Source organism: Burkholderia sp. M6-3, assembly GCF_050858985.1.
Taxonomy (GTDB): Bacteria; Pseudomonadota; Gammaproteobacteria; order Burkholderiales; family Burkholderiaceae; genus Paraburkholderia; species Paraburkholderia caledonica.
On sequence record NZ_CP110090.1, the window covers coordinates 629108 to 646246 of the forward strand.

12 protein-coding genes are annotated in these 17139 nt (G+C 58.8%); 6 read left to right on the plus strand and 6 right to left on the minus strand.

The window, feature by feature from the left end:
- Window positions 1–370 precede the first annotated feature (370 nt).
- Window positions 371–1624: an oligosaccharide flippase family protein gene (locus OH764_RS02785; protein ID WP_020069795.1), complete on the plus strand. Its 1254-nt coding sequence runs from the start codon at window positions 371–373 to the stop codon at window positions 1622–1624.
- Window positions 1624–2697, plus strand: coding sequence for a glycosyltransferase family 4 protein (locus OH764_RS02790; protein ID WP_204521184.1), 1074 nt, complete (start codon window positions 1624–1626; stop codon window positions 2695–2697). Before OH764_RS02785 ends, OH764_RS02790 begins: the two co-directional genes overlap by 1 nt.
- 19 nt (window positions 2698–2716) lie before the next feature.
- Here the strand turns inward: OH764_RS02790 and OH764_RS02795 are convergent, their stop codons facing one another.
- The 3 genes from OH764_RS02795 to OH764_RS02805 form a co-directional block, all read right to left on the minus strand.
- Window positions 2717–3784: a hypothetical protein gene (locus tag OH764_RS02795; protein WP_498847954.1), complete on the minus strand. Its 1068-nt coding sequence runs from the start codon at window positions 3782–3784 to the stop codon at window positions 2717–2719.
- Window positions 3785–3873: 89 nt separating this feature from the next.
- Window positions 3874–4509 (minus strand): hypothetical protein, encoded by a 636-nt coding sequence (locus tag OH764_RS02800; protein WP_288824356.1) that lies wholly within the window; start codon window positions 4507–4509, stop codon window positions 3874–3876.
- Window positions 4510–5725: 1216 nt separating this feature from the next.
- A complete protein-coding gene (locus OH764_RS02805) occupies window positions 5726–5983 on the minus strand; it encodes a hypothetical protein (protein WP_498847955.1) in 258 nt (85 codons plus the stop codon).
- An 89-nt stretch (window positions 5984–6072) separates the two neighbouring features.
- Here OH764_RS02805 and OH764_RS02810 point away from each other — a divergent pair, with 89 nt between their 5' ends.
- The 4 genes from OH764_RS02810 to OH764_RS02825 all read left to right on the plus strand — a co-directional run bounded on the left by OH764_RS02810 (window position 6073) and on the right by OH764_RS02825 (window position 12230).
- The gene (locus OH764_RS02810; RefSeq protein WP_498847956.1) at window positions 6073–7794 is read left to right on the plus strand and encodes a glycoside hydrolase family protein; all 1722 of its coding nucleotides are present in this window, start codon (window positions 6073–6075) and stop codon (window positions 7792–7794) included.
- A gap of 1274 nt (window positions 7795–9068) precedes the next feature.
- On the plus strand, window positions 9069–10223 hold the full coding sequence (locus OH764_RS02815; RefSeq protein WP_498847957.1) for a glycosyltransferase family protein: 1155 nt from the start codon (window positions 9069–9071) through the stop codon (window positions 10221–10223).
- A 58-nt stretch (window positions 10224–10281) separates the two neighbouring features.
- Window positions 10282–11223: a glycosyltransferase family protein gene (locus OH764_RS02820; RefSeq protein ID WP_498848738.1), complete on the plus strand. Its 942-nt coding sequence runs from the start codon at window positions 10282–10284 to the stop codon at window positions 11221–11223.
- 74 nt (window positions 11224–11297) lie between these two features.
- Window positions 11298–12230, plus strand: coding sequence for a glycosyltransferase family protein (locus OH764_RS02825; protein ID WP_498847958.1), 933 nt, complete (start codon window positions 11298–11300; stop codon window positions 12228–12230).
- Here the strand turns inward: OH764_RS02825 and OH764_RS02830 are convergent.
- From OH764_RS02830 to OH764_RS02840, 3 genes are all read right to left on the minus strand, one after another.
- Window positions 12224–13378 carry a hypothetical protein gene (locus tag OH764_RS02830; protein WP_498847959.1) on the minus strand — a complete coding sequence of 385 codons (1155 nt, stop codon included), beginning with the start codon at window positions 13376–13378 and terminating at the stop codon, window positions 12224–12226. The genes OH764_RS02825 and OH764_RS02830 overlap by 7 nt on opposite strands.
- A gap of 10 nt (window positions 13379–13388) precedes the next feature.
- Entirely contained in the window at window positions 13389–14633 is a 1245-nt protein-coding gene (locus OH764_RS02835; RefSeq protein WP_498847960.1) for a polysaccharide biosynthesis protein, read from the minus strand.
- Between the two features lie 88 nt (window positions 14634–14721).
- Window positions 14722–16974 carry a polysaccharide biosynthesis tyrosine autokinase gene (locus OH764_RS02840; RefSeq protein WP_498847961.1) on the minus strand — a complete coding sequence of 751 codons (2253 nt, stop codon included), beginning with the start codon at window positions 16972–16974 and terminating at the stop codon, window positions 14722–14724.
- Window positions 16975–17139 lie beyond the last annotated feature (165 nt).

Below are 17139 nucleotides of genomic sequence, written 5' to 3' on the forward strand. Positions count from 1 at the left end.
AGTGAAAATAGGCGTGCATGGGTGGACGAATTGCGTCAGCGGGTTCTCCGCAGCGAGCGGAAATGGCCCGAGCCGCGGGCTCTGCCGTGGCGTCAGATGAATAACGGTAGCACTCGCCACCGCATGAAAAACACCTATCTCTCGCGTTGTGTGGGTAAACGTACTACCAGACAAAGGCTTGGGCCGAAGCCGCCTGGTTGATGGCGGTTGACGGCGAATGTCTCGCGGTATGGTCCTGCTTACGGTGATACATGAACCGTCGCCAGCTTGCTGGCGGGACCAATTCCAATCAGGCGCCGCGGCGTTCACAGCGAGTCACGACACGCTGGTTAAACCGCTGCAAAGCGCTGCAATTAGACGGAGAACCAGCTTGCGGGCGATCAGGCTTCCCGCGCTCTCGATAGCCAGCAGTTTCGGCGCGAGCGCGGCGACATGGGTGTTATTGCAACAGTTCGCGGTGCGTGGACTGGTGGCCATCAAATTTCTTGCGATCGGCCGGATGCTCGGGCCGGCGGCGATCGGCAGTGTGAGCGTGGCTTTGCTCGCGGTCGCGATTGCCGAGGCGCTATCCGACACGGGACTCGCGCAGGCAGTCATTCAAGGCGAGCACGCACCGACGCGCTCGCAGCTCGGCGCGGTATGGACCACACTAACGGCGCGTGGCTTATTGATTTCGCTGTTACTGGTGGCGCTCGCGCCGTTATTGAGCAGTCAGTTTCATCTCGACGGATCGCTCGTGCTGATCCAGCTTGCCGCGTTGCTGCCGCTGTTGCGCGGGCTCGCGTCGCCGACCTACTACGTGGTCCAGCGCGAGCGGCGCTTTCAGCATATTGCGGGCGTTGAGGTTGCTGCGGCGTTTGTCGACTGCTCGGTCGGCCTTGCACTCGCTTACTTCGGCGCGGGCGCCGCTTCGGTACTGATCGGCCTCGTCGCCGGCGAATCGCTCAAAAGCGTGCTGACGTGGGCCACCATGACACCGAGGCCGCCGGTGCGCCCGGTGTGGTCCGGCATTGGCCAGTATGTCGGCTTCAGTCGATGGATCTGGGCGAGCAGTGTGATCAACCTGCTGCTCAACCAGTTCGACAAGGTGGTGGTCGGCAAGCTGCTCGGACCCGCGCAACTCGGCGGCTATCAGATGTCGTCGCGTCTCGCGCAGATGCTGCTGGCCGATGCGGCGATCGCGATGTCGCAATACCTGTTTCCGACTTTTGCCGCGCATCATCGCCGCGATCCCAAGGCGGCGTCGCGCCTCATCAGGGTTTATCTGCTGGCGGCCGCAATCGGGCTCGCCGCGTTTGTCGAGGTGCTGCGGCTGATCGCGGAGCCAATGTTCTCGCTGATTCTCGGCGCGGCCTGGCTGCCCGCGGTGCCGCTCTTCAGAATACTTGTCATCAATATGGCGGTTGGCGCTTTGATCGCGGTGCTCGTTTCGTATTTGCGGGCAATCGGCGATGCAAAAGCGACTGTGCATGCATCGGCGATTCAGGTAGTGGTGCTGCTGATCAGCGCGCCGCTCGCGGTTCGCTGGTGGGGCGTGACTGGTATCGCATGGTCGATGACACTGGGCCTCGGCTGCGCCGCGGCGTGGATGCTTTATAGAACCTTGAGAGCAAGGACTGCATGATGCGCGTCTTCCATCTCGTACTGGCGCCGCGCTTGTCCGGCGCTGAAGTGCTCGCGAAAGACCTCGCGCTCGATCAGTGCGCCGGCGGCATGGCGGTATGCGTGGGGTCGCTACTGCCTGCGCATGACGACTTCGCTTCGCTGGCGAGCGAGTTGCAGGCGCACGGCGTGCAATGCTGGTTTCCACAGAAACGGCACCACGCGGCACGCAAACTGTGGAATCTGTTCGTCGCGGTGCGGCGGTTCCGCCCAGACGTGATCTTCGCGCATGCGACTATTCCGTCGTTCTACGCGCGTGCGTTGCCGCTGGGCGTGCCTGTCGTCTACGTCATGCATTCCGCGACCAACGATTTCGAGCGCCCGCTGTTCCGGCGCATCGAACATCTTCTGTCGGGGCGCGCGAGCGTCGTGATCGGCGTATCGCAGCAAGGCGTCACGGACTACATCCAGGCAATCGGAGTGCATCCGTCGATGACGGTGGTGCCGAACGGCGTCGATCTAGCCCGCTTCGCATTTACAGACGGTGCGCAGCGAGCTGCAAGTGTTCCGCAGATCGTTCAGATCGGCCGATACGCATCTGTAAAAAATCAGCTGCTCACGGTGCGCGCTTTCGGGGAAGTGCTCAAACAGATCGACGACGCACGGCTCGTGCTGTACGGTGTAGTCGAGGACCCCGACTATCAGCGCGCGGTCGTTGCGCTCGCAACAGAACTGGGCATCGCAGAACGTGTCGTGGTCGCCGGGCCGCGCAGCGATGTGGCGACCGTGCTCTCCGAGTCGAACGTTTTCGTCATGCCTTCGCGTTCGGAAGGGCACAGCGTCGCGTTTCTGGAGGCGTTGGCTTCGGGCGTGCCGATCGTCGCGAGCAGGATACCGGCGTTCGCATTCGCCAATGGTTTCCCCGGCGTGCAATTGGTCGACACCGACAACGTGAGCGGTTACGCCGACGCCATCGTAAAGGCGTTGAGCGAGAAGCGCGTGCAGAGATCGCTTGCAGGGCTCACGCTGAGAGACACGGCCGAGCGATATCGCGCAATCGCGCGACAAGTTTGCCCGGCAGTGTCGGCGCGTTAAACGTCGAGCCGGGCGCGCTTTAATGATGCAAGTTGATGTCGCGTGTATCGGGCGCAGTGTCGGTTGCCGGCTCGATCGTCCGCGCACTATCTAGCGCCGACTCCTGTGCCGCAAGTGTCATCAGATGCCGCGCTTCCTTGCTGCTCGAATCGATACCGAGTGCGCTGCCGGCATTGAGCGACACGCAATCCCACCGGCCGATGTGGCCGCAGCCTCGCGCAAGACTCAACAATGCGTCGCGCTGCTGTTCGCGTGTATTAACGGCCGCGCGCAGATTCTGAGCGTCGCGGCTTTGAGGTTGTACCGCGATCGCCGCGGCGACGCGCGCCTTCGTCGCAGATAAATTATTGTTCTGAAGGCTTGCACGCGCGGCACGCAGATGCCGCGCCAGGTCGGCACGCGCTTTTTCTTCTGGGGTGAGCGGGGGTGCGGCATCCGGATTGCGTTTTGCTTGCGCGGATGCAGTCGTGATAGCGGCGGTGGCCGGCGCAGCGGACACGGTCCCGGCAGCCGAAGCGGCCGGCGCAGTGCGGCGTGCGGGCAACGACGCGAACGCGGCTGACTCCGCGGTCGTTGCCGCTGGCAACCTGGGCGCCGTGTCGACGCGAGGAGCGGCGGTGACCGTTGTCGAGCGCGCAGGCGCAGCAGTTTCAGGACGCTGCACCGCCAGGACCGGCGGCGCGCTCTTCGGTCTGCTGATCGCACCCGACACCGTTATGGGGTCGCCGTCTGCATCGCTGTCCTGATTGTGTATGAAGCCGACGTAGACCGCCGAAGCCACGATCAGAGCGGAGGCGGCCAGAGCCAGCGGCTCGCGCATCCGTTGATAGGTGCTCTGCACGATGGCTGCATCTTCCACCACAGCATATGGATTGGCGAGCGCACGTGTCGGGTTCCAGACTCTTCGCGCCGGTAGGCGCCGCGCTTTCGGCGGCCGCGCGTCGGTGAGTCGCACGGTCAGCGTGGGCACCATCGCGGCGTACGCAGGGACGCTGCGCGCATGACATGAGGGGCAGGGAACGTCGTGACTCACGAGCGGTGCGCCACATTGTTCGCATTCCGAATAATAGTTTTGGTCTCTATTCATGTCGTTATATCCGCGATGTTGCCGAAGGCGTGCGGCGCGCTCCCTGTAGCCGGCGTAGTGGACGCCGCAAGCATGCTTGCGGCGAAGGCTCACTGCGCAACGACATAGCCTCGTGCCTGCATGCATGAGCCGTAGGCGGCCCAGTAGCGGGTCATGGGTGGCTCGGGCGCCGGTAGTGGCGGCAGGGCGGCGGTGCCCGGTTGCGACGCGCCCGCAGCGCTTGCCGTGGTCGCTGGCTCAGAGGCGGGCTGCTGCACGATTGCCGCGGAAGGCGGCAATGCGGCAGATGCAGCGTGCCCCGCATCCGCGGTTTTGGGTGCCGCTGGAACTCCACTGGCGGGTGTCGCACGAGTCGCAGACGCGCCATTGCTGGCTGTGGCGGCACCGGGTTTCGGCGCCGAAGCGGCGTTGGACGCGGCCGGCGCTGTGCCATCAGGCAGCGCGGGACCAGCAGGCGCGGATGAGAACGTGCTCGGCGGTAGCGGCGGACGCGATGGTGCGCCAGTAGAAGACGTCTTGGTTGCCGTTGGCTTTGGCGGCGGCATTTGCGCCTCGCGCACGGTGTTGACTTTGGTTTCCTTATTCGCAGACGCGTAGCACAACGCACTGTCGACGCTGCGCTGATACGCGGTTTGACTTCGAATGGGGTAGATGAGCGGCTGCCACGCTTGGGCTGCGTTGCTAACCGCCAGTAAGGTCATCAAGGTATAGGTTTTGTATCCCATCGCAGTGGCTCCCGCAGCGATGTTGAGCCGTTAGCCGGCAATTGCGCTTCGCGGTGCGTTCTAGTCGCTCGATTGTCGCCGCAATGCGGCGGCTCACTGCCCGCGAAGGCTGCTTTCTTCAGCGTACCACTCTGGTGCGTAATCTCAGTGCGTTGCGTAACACACGAAAACGCCATGGTGCAGTCGAATCAGGACAGTCGGCAATGGTCATTAGCCTAGGTTAAACACTACGCAATACGCGTACCTGTGTCACGTATTCTTCGAAAATTGCTAAGTTGCTTCTGGCGATGCGGCTGAAAACGCCGATCAAATAATTCTACACGCAACAGCTATGGCCTTATCCGCCGACGAATAGAGCTTTTACGTTTTCCGCGCAATGCGGAGGCGAGCTTTTCGTACAGAGGCGAATTGGGGAACGCACCGGCTCTTCAGGGCAAGTACGGTTTCAATTGCTACTTATTGAAGCGCGCCCCCCTTGGTTGCAGTTTTGAAACGTTTATAATTCTCCCGCCGAGACGCTCAGTAACTAATGCTGCAGCGTTCTCAACAGACATCGGTTCTGAGTAACTTTTTCTTATTGGCCTTTTGCGCCGAGCATTCGCCGCGGGGCCGCGCTAATGGCGCAGATTCTCAAGGCGTTTGTCGCTTGCTTCGTTTCTGCGGCCAGTCTGTGACTCATGTGGCGGACGTTACACCAACGAACAGATTGATCGTTGATGAAAAGCCATCTGGCTGAAGTAGTAGGTTAGCCATCCTAATCACTGAATGTTAGGAACGGCGGCGTTCGTACAGCCGTGATCTTTGTTTCGCACCGCGCGCAGAGGGCACAGCCGCGCCGGCCTTCGATCGTCCCGCGTTTGATGCTGCAAGACGGACCACATTGCGTCCGGGGGACAGCTTTTCTCTCACATCCAATAAGACAAAGGCGTGACGGCGCTGCCGATCCTGCCTACTTTTTCGGGGATAACTTCTCTTCACAAAGACAGGGACATGGTTAGATATTCGAGGTTGGTAGGAATCGCGGCGACGACGGCGCTGACATCCCTGGGTGCTCAAAGCGCGCAAGCGCAGCCAAGTACGATTACGGTCGCGGGTCAACAATTCAAGCTGTGCGCGCAAGAGAACGGCAAGTGCTCGTTTCTCGGCACGGCTTCGGTGGTGTTCGGCGCGGTCCCGCCCGACGCACCGTCGACAATGTTGACGAGTCCTCGTACGTTCAGTAACGGCGTCGGGTGTTATGTCGGCTCCGTTTCGCAGGCCGATCCCGCGTTCGGATACAACAAGGCGTGCTGGATGAGAGCCGCGGCAGCGACGCCGTCACCTGCGCCTGCACCTGCACCTGCACCTGCACCTGCACCTGCACCTGCACCTGCACCTGCACCTGCACCTGCACCCGCGCCAACGCCTGCACCAACGCCTGCACCAACGCCCACTCCCGCGCCCGCGCCGACACCGACACCGACACCGACACCAAGCCCTACACCGTCTTCGTCTGCAGCGACTACGAGCGCCGCCATCTCATGCGGCAACCCGACGCAAACGGCGGGCGGAACTGCTAACGGCGTGATCAGCGCCGACACGCCGACCACCGACGGTCTGCGCGTGTTTCCGAACAACGCCGCGTTCAAGATCGCCATTACGACGAACGCACCGAACGCCGACACCGTCGTCTGGTCAGTGGCGGACTCGAATGGCGCAATCAAGACGCAGGGCAGTTTCGCCGTGAGTTCGGGCGTGCAGACCAACACGCTGTCATGCAAGTCGACGTGGGCCGGCTACGGCGCACTGACTGCTACGTTGCGCTCCGGCGGCGGCACGCTGCCCAGGAGCGGAACGCGACCGGTGGGCATCGCAACGTTCGGTGTTCTGCCCGACCTGAATTCCGCGATCGGAACCGTCGCCTATGCGCATCAGGATCAGCACCGTTTCGGTATGCAGGGCTTCAACGGCAATATCGCGGCACTGCATGCGCTCGGCATCTCGTGGACGATCGACGATCGGCAAGTGTCGGCGATGGAACCCAACGGTCCAAACACCTACACGCCGAGCGCGAACGACCTGGATCCGTTCTATAAAGCCAATCCCGATCAGATGCGGATTGTGCGTCTGGACGGTTTGCCTGCGTGGGACTCGAAGACGGGGCAGTTCAACGACAGCTATTACGCGCCGTCGAACATGCCGGAATTTCAGAACTTCATGGCAAGAGTCGGCACCGATACGAGCGCAATTCGCGCCGCAAACTATCCGAACCAGCAGAAGAACTACTATCAGGTAACGTGGGAACCGAGCCTCGGCTGGGCAGACAGCGACGCGAATTTCGTTGCCATGTACAAGGCCGCATACGAAGGTATTCACTCGACAGATCCGAACGCGATCGTGATGGGTACGGGTAATCCATTCGCCGCGAATTGCGACACCTGCACGACCGGATATCTGAAGAAGTTCGGTGCGCTGGGTCTGTGGAATTACATCGACGCCGTGTCGACGCATGGTTACTGGAACGCCGGTACTTATCCGGCACATCCGCCGGAATTGCAGGACTCCGACCCGGACCCGGCGAACCAGGCCAACGCGCTCGACAACCAGATGACGCAACTGCGTTCGGTGATGCAAGCGGGCAAGCCGAACATGAAGCTCTTTTTCACCGAAGCGGGTACCAGCTACGATCCGGGCCTCAGTTATGGTCCGACGGTGCCGTCGCAGAACCAGTTGTTCGCTCACGCGGCAGTCGGCGTGCGCGCACACATCATCGTGCTCGGCGGCGGCGCGCAGGTCACCACACTGTTCTACGGCCCCGACTATCCGGGCGAAGTGGGCTACGGCTCGTTCTTCGATCTGAACAACGCGCAAGGTGCATTTGGCGCGACTAACCTGTCGCCAAAACCGGAGGCAATGGCATTCGCCACGATGACCCGCGTACTCGACGGCACTAATACGCTCGGTCGCGTAAAGGGCACTCCGTCGGGCGCATTTGTGTACGCGTTCCAGCAACTCGGCAACGGCAAAGTGGTGACCGCCGCCTGGACGCATAGCAACGCGCAATGGCCGACAAGCAACGGCGCGTACAGCCAGACCTACTCGAGCAGTTATACGTTGCAGGTCGACAATGCGGGCACATCGGGAAATGTGACGAGGATCGATGGATACGGCAATGTCAGCACACTTCCTTATAGCAACGGTTCAGTGACGCTGACGCTTACTGAAATGCCGCAGTACATCGTGTCGAATAACGCGACGGTGGCGAAAAACAATTCGACGGTCCCACTCGGTTATACCGGCCAGTAACCGCGCCTAAATAAATGCACTGAGTTAGGTTCGACGCGCGCCATTGAACATGGTGGCGCGTCGATTCGCATTTGGTGGGGATCACAGCGGTCTGCGAAAAGTACTGAATGTAACGCTCGTCTATTTCTACCTACGTCGGACCGACAAGCACATCAGCGCCAGCATGGGCATTGCGATGCTGAGCCTATTTGTTGTGTCGGCGCGCTCTTCGCCGGCCGGTCAAACGCTCTATTGTCTGAAATGCTTGCATGGACACGCTGAGTGCAAGGAAGATGCATAGCACCCGTGCGACGGAGAACGCGCGCTTGATCTTCAGGGTCATCGGAATCGTCGTCAATGCCGCACTCCACAGAGATTAAGCCAGGCGAACTCAAAAAAATGGCCAGCAAGCCGTCAACGTGTCACCTTCGCGTAGAACCTTCTGGCCTGGTTGCGGCGCCCTGCTATAAGTAAGTCGCCTCCTGACGCTGAGATGAGCAAACCATTCAGTGCGGCTAGCTATTCCCGCTTGCCTCGAAACGGTTAGAGCGAGGCGGCCATCCAGCAGCGTGGTCTGCCTGTCTTTTCGCCTAAGCATACGTTGCCGTTCTAGCCGTGGCCTGCCGTTGTCTAGATCAATCCAACGGCCTCGGCGTCATCTGAGCGTGCACCCCATTGCCATGGCACCGTACTCCCCAGCAAGGCGCGGACCAAGCATAAAACGAAACGTCGCCTTAAGGTAATAATATTATTTGACGGTACTTGTTACTGTTGACTGCAATACTTACCGCGCGATGTGTCCTTCCGCACGGAGCGAGACATTTTAGGCTCTTATCGTCACGCAAGGTTTCCGCATTCTACTGTTTGCTACTCGAAAGATTCAGGCAAACCTGCTTGCCCGCTGTGCTCCATCCCGTTTTGCGCAATACGCTGCTTGCAATAACAGTAAGCCATCCCTGGTTGCTTGTTGGTCGACAAGCACGAATCCGAAAAGTTGGAAGTCTCGCGCTATTCGCGAGCCTGAATTGCGTGTTCGCGTTAAGTGGTACCAATCCCTTGCATTGCTTCGCGTTTTGCGGCTCCAACGCAGTTTGGCGTCGGCATGAAATAAACGCGGCGTCGTGAAATCGACGATTTCACGACGCTTCGCATGATTTATAAGTTATGCAGATTAATTTTCGCATTTTGCGTTTTAAAACGAACGCAGGCTCCAGGTTATTGGATAAATTTGGCGCGTACCTGGGCGGCGAGCACGGTGGATAACTTGGCAAATCGTTAATTGGCGCGGGAGCCCCATGAGAATCGTTCACGTTACCGAGGCATTCGGAGGAGGCGTTCTGTCGATGCTCACGGAGCTTTGCAACCGCGCAGCGGCAATCGGCGCGCATGTCACGGTCCTTTATTCGACACGGCCGGAAACTCCCAAGAACTTCATCGAACTGTTCCACCCCAAGGTCGACCTGGTGCACGTGTCCATGTGTAGGGACGTCCATGTCCGCAAGGACTGGTCGAGCGTGTGGGAACTCGCCAGACATATGCGGCGCTGCGATCCGACAGTGATCCACCTGCACTCGTCGAAGGCCGGCGTATTGGGGCGAGCGGCCGCCAGAATTGCGACGCAAAACGCGAAGGTTCTGTACTCGCCGCACGGCCTTGCATTCTTACGTCGCGACGTCTCTCGCGCGAAGCAGCTCGCGTATCTGATGTTCGAGCGCATGGCAGACATGATGGGAGGAACTGTCGTTGCGTGCTCACCGGGAGAGTTGCGCGAGATTGAAGAGAAGGTTCGAGTAAAGGACGCAACGCTGATAGAGAACGGCGTGGACATCAACAGCATTCCGCTGCGCAAGAATCGCGAGGACGGAAATGTCGTCGTCGGAATGAATGGCCGTGCGTCGTTTCAGAAACACCACGAGCTCTTTATCTCTCTCGCGACCACGTTGCACGACTCGACCACCAGATTTGTCTGGATTGGCGGCAATAGCGAAGAACTGCCCGACGCGACTCAGGCGTCGGCGCTCATGTGCAGCGGCTGGCTAACGCGTTCGCGGGCGCTTTCGTTGATGTCCGAGCTCGACATCTACGTGCAGACTTCACGCTGGGAAGGCATGCCTGTAGCGCTGATCGAAGCGCAGGTGGCGGGCATTCCAGCGGTCGTGACCGACGTGGTCGGCAACCGCGACGTGGTTGTTCACGGCGTCACGGGGTTCGTTGGGTCGGATGAGGAGATGCCGGGTTACCTAAAGCAACTCCGCGGCGACCGGAAGCTGAGGGAACAGATGGGTGCGGCCGCTCGAGAGCTCGCGGTGGCGAAGTTCTCGATGGACACCATCTTTCACAGATGGCTGAACACCTATGAGTCCAGCGGAGAAAAACACGTCAAGGAAGTACTGGACACCCATTCAATTGTCCCTTGCGATATCCAGCCCAACCCGGACAAGTCATTGTAGTTCCGTCGCACGATCTGAACGACTAGTTGAACGCACCAACGATTTACGGGGACCAACCGTGTACAAAATCTTCTTGCTACATCCCGGCCGGGCTAATTACCCCGAACTCGTGGCATATCAGGACTACTACGCCGCACGCGGTGTCGATGTGGTCGCCGGCACGCTAAGCGACTACAAGGCGCTTGCGGATAAGGCAGATTTTCTCGTGTGGGCGATCATGGGCTTCTATCCGAAGCAACTGGCGTCGGATTTCGTCATTCACGACTACAGGTCGCTCTCAGTGGGCGGCTCGGCTGGCCTGAAAGACATCGCAAAGCGATATCTGAACGCGCGGCCCAACTTGCGGGTCTTCCAGAATACGCGGCAGCAAAACATCATGAAGTTCAATGACGACGTGCCCTCGGTGATCCTCCCAATGGGTGTTCCGAAATGGATCTTCGAGGTGCCGCAACAACCGCCTGATGCCGAGGATATCGCCGACTTTTGCTATATCGGCGACATGAGCTTCGAGCGGGGCTTTCATCTTGTCATTGAGGCATTTCTTGAGAACTTCCGCGAGGTGGATGCTTCGCTGCTGCTCGTCGGCAAGCCGGAGCCACGTCTTTACGAGCGGTACGCCGGTAAGCGCGGATTGGTGTTCGCAGGCGCGTTGCCACAGCGCGAGGCACTTGGCCTGGTTGCAAGGTCGTCGATTGCGGTGTCGTATTTCCCGTACCACCGTCCGCACTGCTACCAGACGCCGACCAAACTTCTCGAGTACGCTGCGCTTGGGAAGAAAATTCTGTGCAATGACTCTCCGTCGAACGTCGCGTGCTGCGAGGATTTGCACATCAACAGCATCATCACCAGCTCCTCGATTTTCACCGGTATGACCGCCGCCACCATCGAGACGGCGAAGCCAAATCAAAGGGCGAATTTCACGCAGCTCGCGTGGGACAACGTTATCGAGAAATCGAACATCAATAGCTATATTTCGCAAAAAATAAACTTTAGCCAGTAGGACGCAACGCCTTCGCAAGCAAAGAGTTCGTCGACCACGTGGGTGCCGAGTGTGAGCAACGGAGGTAGGAAAAAGTGAAACTGTTTATTTTGCATACGGGCAAGGCGAACTATCCAGAGGTGGCCGCGTACACGGAGTATTTCGAAAAGAACGGCTATTTCGTCAACTCAGGAACGATGGCTGACTACCGGAAAATTGCGGACCCACACAACTATGTGCTCTGGTGCATCATGGGGTTCTATCCAAAGAGATTGCCCTCGCGCTACGTCATTCACGACTACCGCTCGTTGTCGGTGGGCAGCTATATCACACTGAAAGACGCGGCGAAGAAGTTGCTGCAGCCGCGTCCAAATCTGAGAATCTTCCAGAACGAATCGATGCAGAAGCTGATGGACTTCGACGACAGCGTCGAAACCATTCTGTTGCCCATGGGCGTGCCCGACTGGATCTTCTCCTGCAAGGGCTCGCGCAACGGAGCACTGCCGACGGGAACGTTTTGCTATATGGGCGAGATCACCCGTGAGAGGGGCGTCGATGAGTTTCTTGCAGGTTTCGCGTCCGCGCGGCGCGGTTCCGAAACGCTGGTACTTGTCGGTGCCGTGGAAAAGGAGATTGCCGACGCCTATCAAGGAGCGCCTGGCCTGATATTCACTGGAAAGCTGCCGCAGCGGGATGCTCTCGAGGTAGTAAAGAACTGCGAGTACGCCATATCGACGATTCCGTACTCACGCCCCTATAACGTCCAGACTCCGACGAAGCTGCTCGAATATGCCGCGTTGGGCAAAAGGATCATTTGTAACGACTCACCGTCAAACCTCACTGCAGCGGCCGCATTCGGGATTCTCTGCAAGGTCACGGGGCCCGACATCTTTGCAGGAATAGGTCAGCTATCGGATGAGACAGTGCCGGCCAACGACCCTTCCAATCTCGAACATCTTCGGTGGAATAACGTCATTGCGTCATCGGGAATCGACCGCTGCCTGAACGCCGCGCTGCGCGTTCATTGACCATCGTGGGACCTGAGCCATCTGCGCTCTGGCTGGCCGAAATGGAAGCGGACGCCCCGGATCGTAGCGACATGAGGCGCGTCCGGCTCACGCTCCAATCGCGATGAAAGCAGCAGATACATTAAGAGCGGCGAAATCGGCGACAGGTGACGGAGAAACGACCCATAGTCGGGTTCGAAGATCGCCTGAGTTGCAAGAAAGCTGACGATGAAGCAGAAGCACAACTTCTCAAAGCGATCTGGCGCTGCGACCGCACCTCTTTTCTGATACCGCGAGAACATCGAGGCGAGCGTAAAGAACGTGCATATTCCGCCGATGGTCTGTGTCGCCACCCCCGAGAGAACCAGCGGCAAAGGCAGCAGAAAGGTGCCCAGAATAAGCATGGCATTGGTCACGTCCGAGACCATATTGCCGCCGGGAATGATCTGCACGATAAGCGAGCCGACCTCGCTCGGATCTCTCGACTCGTTGACCATCTGCCGTGCGAAGTCCAGCGTTTCGCCATATTGCATACGAAAGTTCGCGGCTACGCACGCGAACAAAATGACAGCCAGCAATGCAAGAAAAGGCGGCCTGCGCAGAACAGCGGGCCCGAAGTACAGAAACAGCGCCGGAGCTAACGTGATGGCCCAGTAGGTGCGAAAGAAGATGGCAATGAGCGCGACGCAAACTGTGAATACGACAACGATGAACCGCGAGTCCTTGCACTGCAGGATGAAGAGAACCGCTAGCGATATAACGATCTCCTTCGAAGGCATACCGATGTAGACCGTCTGCGCAAAGAGCCAGAAGCAGGCCAGCAGGAATTCCATGTAAGTTAGCGACGTCACTCCTGAGCGCCAGATCGCAAGCACGAGTCCGACTGTTGAAGCGAAAAATCCGACCAACGATATTCCCGGCGTGCTAATGCCGAGGGACCGGAAAGTCCACGCAAGGTTGTCGAAGGAGTCGCCGAAGGCCTCGAAGCGGCTAACCGTCAGCATTCGTTCGAGGATAACTTGCTCGTCGAGCAGGAACTTGGCCGGCAGCACCGTTTCATGGGCGATGGAAACGAAGCAAAGAAGGGCGAGCAGAAGCATCCAGATTGTCGCCGACACGCCGGGACTCGCGCTTCGCCCGATCAGCCCGGGTACTTTGACAATACGCACGTTCACCCCCTTAGATTGCAACCGAATCCCGCGGCTTGATGCTCATGCCGCCTTTCGCCACGTTCACCGAATAGTAGATGCCGACGCATGCCACAAGCGTTCCCGATAGGCTGAGAAGCAGAACAACCGACATAAAGTCCAGCTTGAAGACGCTCGTGAAGGCGAAAATGATAAATATGCTGACAGCGCTCATCAGTTGAATCACCAGATCGAACTTCTGCTGCTTGAAGACGATAAATACCTGCGCAAGCGAACCGAACACGGCCATCGTCAGGAAGTACGGCGAAAACAGCATGTAAACGTGCATCGACTGCTGCCAGAGGTCTCCCATCTTGAAGTTGATGATGAGAGCGAGACCGAGGTAGCCAGCTGCAATGAGCACCACGCTCAGTGGCATCAGAACCAGAGAGAACGATGTTGCCGGATTTCGTGCGCCGCGCACGTCCGTTCCTCTTTCGACCAGATCGATAAGATCCCGTCGGAACACCGCGCCGAGGCTCTGTGACAGGAGAGACGCAGGGAAGTAACCGACGCGATAGGCAAGAGCAAACACGCCCGCGTCGTGGGGTGCGAAAGCAAGTGGCATGAGGATCGCGATTGAATAGATTACGACCGAATTGAGCGATGTTGTCGGCAGCGAGAATTTGGCGTAATCGAGTTGCAGTCGGGAGAACTTTAGGCACTCTGGCGAAAGCATCGACCGGGAGGTGAAAAGATAGCCAGCCAGCGGAACGGCGGCTGAAGCAAAAAACACGAAGCTGTACACCGCGAAAATGTCCGGCCCGCTCCACGGGTGGCTGGCCACCATCATCAGCGCAACGAATGCCACTGCGAAAGCGACATTCGGAAATGCGCGTTGCACGGCGATGCTCACGTACTTGCGCTCGCTTGCCAGTGCAGACGACAGTGCCTGCTGGAGGAATACACCGCTCGCCAGCACCACTACGGTCAAATACTTCTGCTCGCCACTGACCACTGCGACGGCGGCGAGCAGCAGTGCGATCGCCATGGCGACGCAACTCGAACTCACCAGCGCGCGAACGGCAAGCGTTTTATCCGCGGCCATACAGGCCACTTCGAGCCGCAAGCCCAGAACCGAACCGGCGAAAAGGCCAATCGCATTCAACTGGCTGAAGTAACCGAGCTCGCTCGGCCCGCAGAACTTGCCAATCAGTATGACCGCAATGAAGTTCGCGGCCTGACTGAGCACAACGCCCGCGATGCTAACGACCGAATGCTTTACATTAACGATCATCTTCTATTCGGAGTTCGGTTTGACAAAGCCGTACCGGTTATGCCGCATCGGCCACATAGGCTCTCCGCGGCATGCGCTTACGCACGGGTCAACTGCCGGATTTGGAGTCGCCCGAGGCGGTCGCGTACTGATACGACAGATATCGGTTACGGCCCGCATGCGAACCCAAGCTGTAGCGATAGGCGGCGGGATGGAAGGCGTTGAAGATCACGCCTTTGACTTCCACGTTCGCATGCCTGAGTTGCTTGACGGACTCGCGTACTTCTTCGACCGACGTCGTGCCAAAGCGTGTTGCAAGGAACACAGTGCCGCAGCGGTGCGCCAATACGGCGGCATCGGATACCGCGAGGACGGGCGGAGTATCGATCAACACCATGTCGTATCTGTCGCCTACCGACTCCAGGAGGCGGGACATTGCATCGCCCATCAGAAGCTCCGCGGGGTCGGACGGTGTAGTACCGTTGGGGAGGAAGTCGAGTCCGGGCGCTACGTTACGCTGCAGGGCGTCGTCTAACGTGGCACTCTGCGTCAGAACGTCCGCGAGCCCTGGTTGCGATTCCTTGCTGAAATACTCGTTCAGATGGCCCCTGCGCAAATCAGCGTCGATTAGCAGCACACGCTTGCCCGATCCGGTCATCACGGCTGCCAGGTTGGCGGACAGAAATGATTTGCCGATCTGTTCGCTCGGACCGGTGAGCAGAACGCGATTGTTTCCCGCTTCCAGCATTGAAAGCTGCAGCACAATGCGCAGACTGCGTAGACTCTCGACAGATGGATCTCCCGGAGAATGCGTGGCGAGCAACAGCAAGCCCTCGTTCCGTTTTGGCGATTCATGCTCGAGCGCTGCTTGTGTGCGCGAAACCGGCACGGTCGCATACACAGTCAAACCAGTTTCCTGCTCGATGTCCTGAGGATTTGTCACACCGCCGCGCAGTATGTGGCGCACGAAGGTCACCACCATTCCCAGGACGAGGCCGAGTGCTGCGGAACCTGCGATCAGCAGCGGCTTATTCGGCTTGATGGGCTCCTTCGGTACAACGGATCTGTCGAGCAGTCGCACGGTGCCGACTTTGCCTGCCCGCACGAGTTTCAACTGCTGCATGTTGTTGAGCATGCCGACGTAGAGATCGTTATTGACGCGCACATCGCGCATCAGGCGCAACGACTCCTGTTCCAGTTCAGGCAGTGACGTCATTCGCTGTGAGACCGCGGCTTCTTTGGCGCTTAAGGCGGCAAGCTGCTGATCGACGGCACGAACCGACGGGTGTTCACTCGTGAAAAGTGCGGTGAGTTCGGAGCGTTTCTGCTTCAGCGCCAGTGCACTAGCCTGCAACTCGACGCTTTCGCGCAGATAGGTCTTGCCTTCCTCGCTGATGTCGAATGTGCCGCGCTTCATCCGCAACGCGTTGTAGCTGCGCTCGGAATCTTCAAGTTCGCTTTTCAGTTGCGGGAGTAAATCGCTGAGAAACGCCAGCGACTTTTCGGCCTCGGCTGCCTTACGCGCGATGTTTGCCGCAACGTACTCGTCGCCGATGTTGTTCAGGATCTTCGCGGTAAGTTGCCGATCGGTGCCTGTCAGCGACGCGCCAATAATGCCGCTCTGCTTGCCTTTTTCAACGATGAACAGCTTGTCTTGCAGGTTCTCCAGCGTCTTCAGTCGCGAATTCCTCACCAGCATGAATTCCGTGCCGGGATTCGCATTGAGTGCCTGCACGCGCAACGTTATCTTTCCCGTGCTCTCGTTGGAAACGATCGTCTCGCCTACACGTCCGTAGATCGGTGCGTCGAGCTGCTTCTGTTCGACAACATAGCGACCTCCGCCGAGCGAGGTCAGCTTGAAGTCGTCGCCTTCGAGATCTTCTGGAACATCGAACGTCCCTACGTTGATCGATTCGCTGCCCCACGCATAGCCGCCGGCTCCGAGCAAGCCGGGCTGCGACAAGCCTTTGTTCCAACGCGCAATCCAATTGCCGATCAGTGGAAAGCGCTTCGGCTCGGCGCTTATGTAGAGTTTGAGATTGTCGACCGCATTTCCTACCACCATGCGCGAGCGCAGTACCTCGATCTGAGCGGTGGTTTCTGTTTTGACGTCGAAAAGGCTTGATACGTCGCCAAGCAGACTCTTGGTATTGGTGGGGCTCTCCTGTTCTACCTGCAGGAGAATATCGGACTGGTAAACGGGCGGTGCGAGAAGACTGTAGGCCACGCCCATTGCAAGCACCATGCTCGCGATTGCCAGAACGAGCCACCGGTTCGCCAGGACTACGTCGAGGTAACGGACCAGATCAACGTCATTCTGGCGGGAGCCGGCAGCCTGCGATTTTGGAGAAAACTCGTTCATAAGGAGCCCATCATCGAAGAGGTTTAACCGACCACCCGCACACATGGATGTGCAGGTGCTGATGCCAGCAAAGTTACGTTGCCGCACGCTATTCGTCTGCGTATCGGCGTCAAGCGTCGCGGCCCATTACTTTCCGCCCGAGTTGCGAGCGTCGTTCGAACCCCT

What these genes read in the sequence shown, in the direction of transcription:
- OH764_RS02790 (WP_204521184.1), top strand. Translation starts at nt 1,624, where the DNA reads ATGCGCGTCTTCCATCTCGTACTGGCGCCGCGCTTGTCCGGCGCTGAA.
- OH764_RS02795 (WP_498847954.1), bottom strand. Translation starts at nt 3,784, where the DNA reads ATGAATAGAGACCAAAACTATTATTCGGAATGCGAACAATGTGGCGCA.
- OH764_RS02800 (WP_288824356.1), bottom strand. Translation starts at nt 4,509, where the DNA reads ATGGGATACAAAACCTATACCTTGATGACCTTACTGGCGGTTAGCAAC.
- OH764_RS02815 (WP_498847957.1), top strand. Translation starts at nt 9,069, where the DNA reads ATGAGAATCGTTCACGTTACCGAGGCATTCGGAGGAGGCGTTCTGTCG.
- OH764_RS02835 (WP_498847960.1), bottom strand. Translation starts at nt 14,633, where the DNA reads ATGATCGTTAATGTAAAGCATTCGGTCGTTAGCATCGCGGGCGTTGTG.
- OH764_RS02840 (WP_498847961.1), bottom strand. Translation starts at nt 16,974, where the DNA reads ATGAACGAGTTTTCTCCAAAATCGCAGGCTGCCGGCTCCCGCCAGAAT.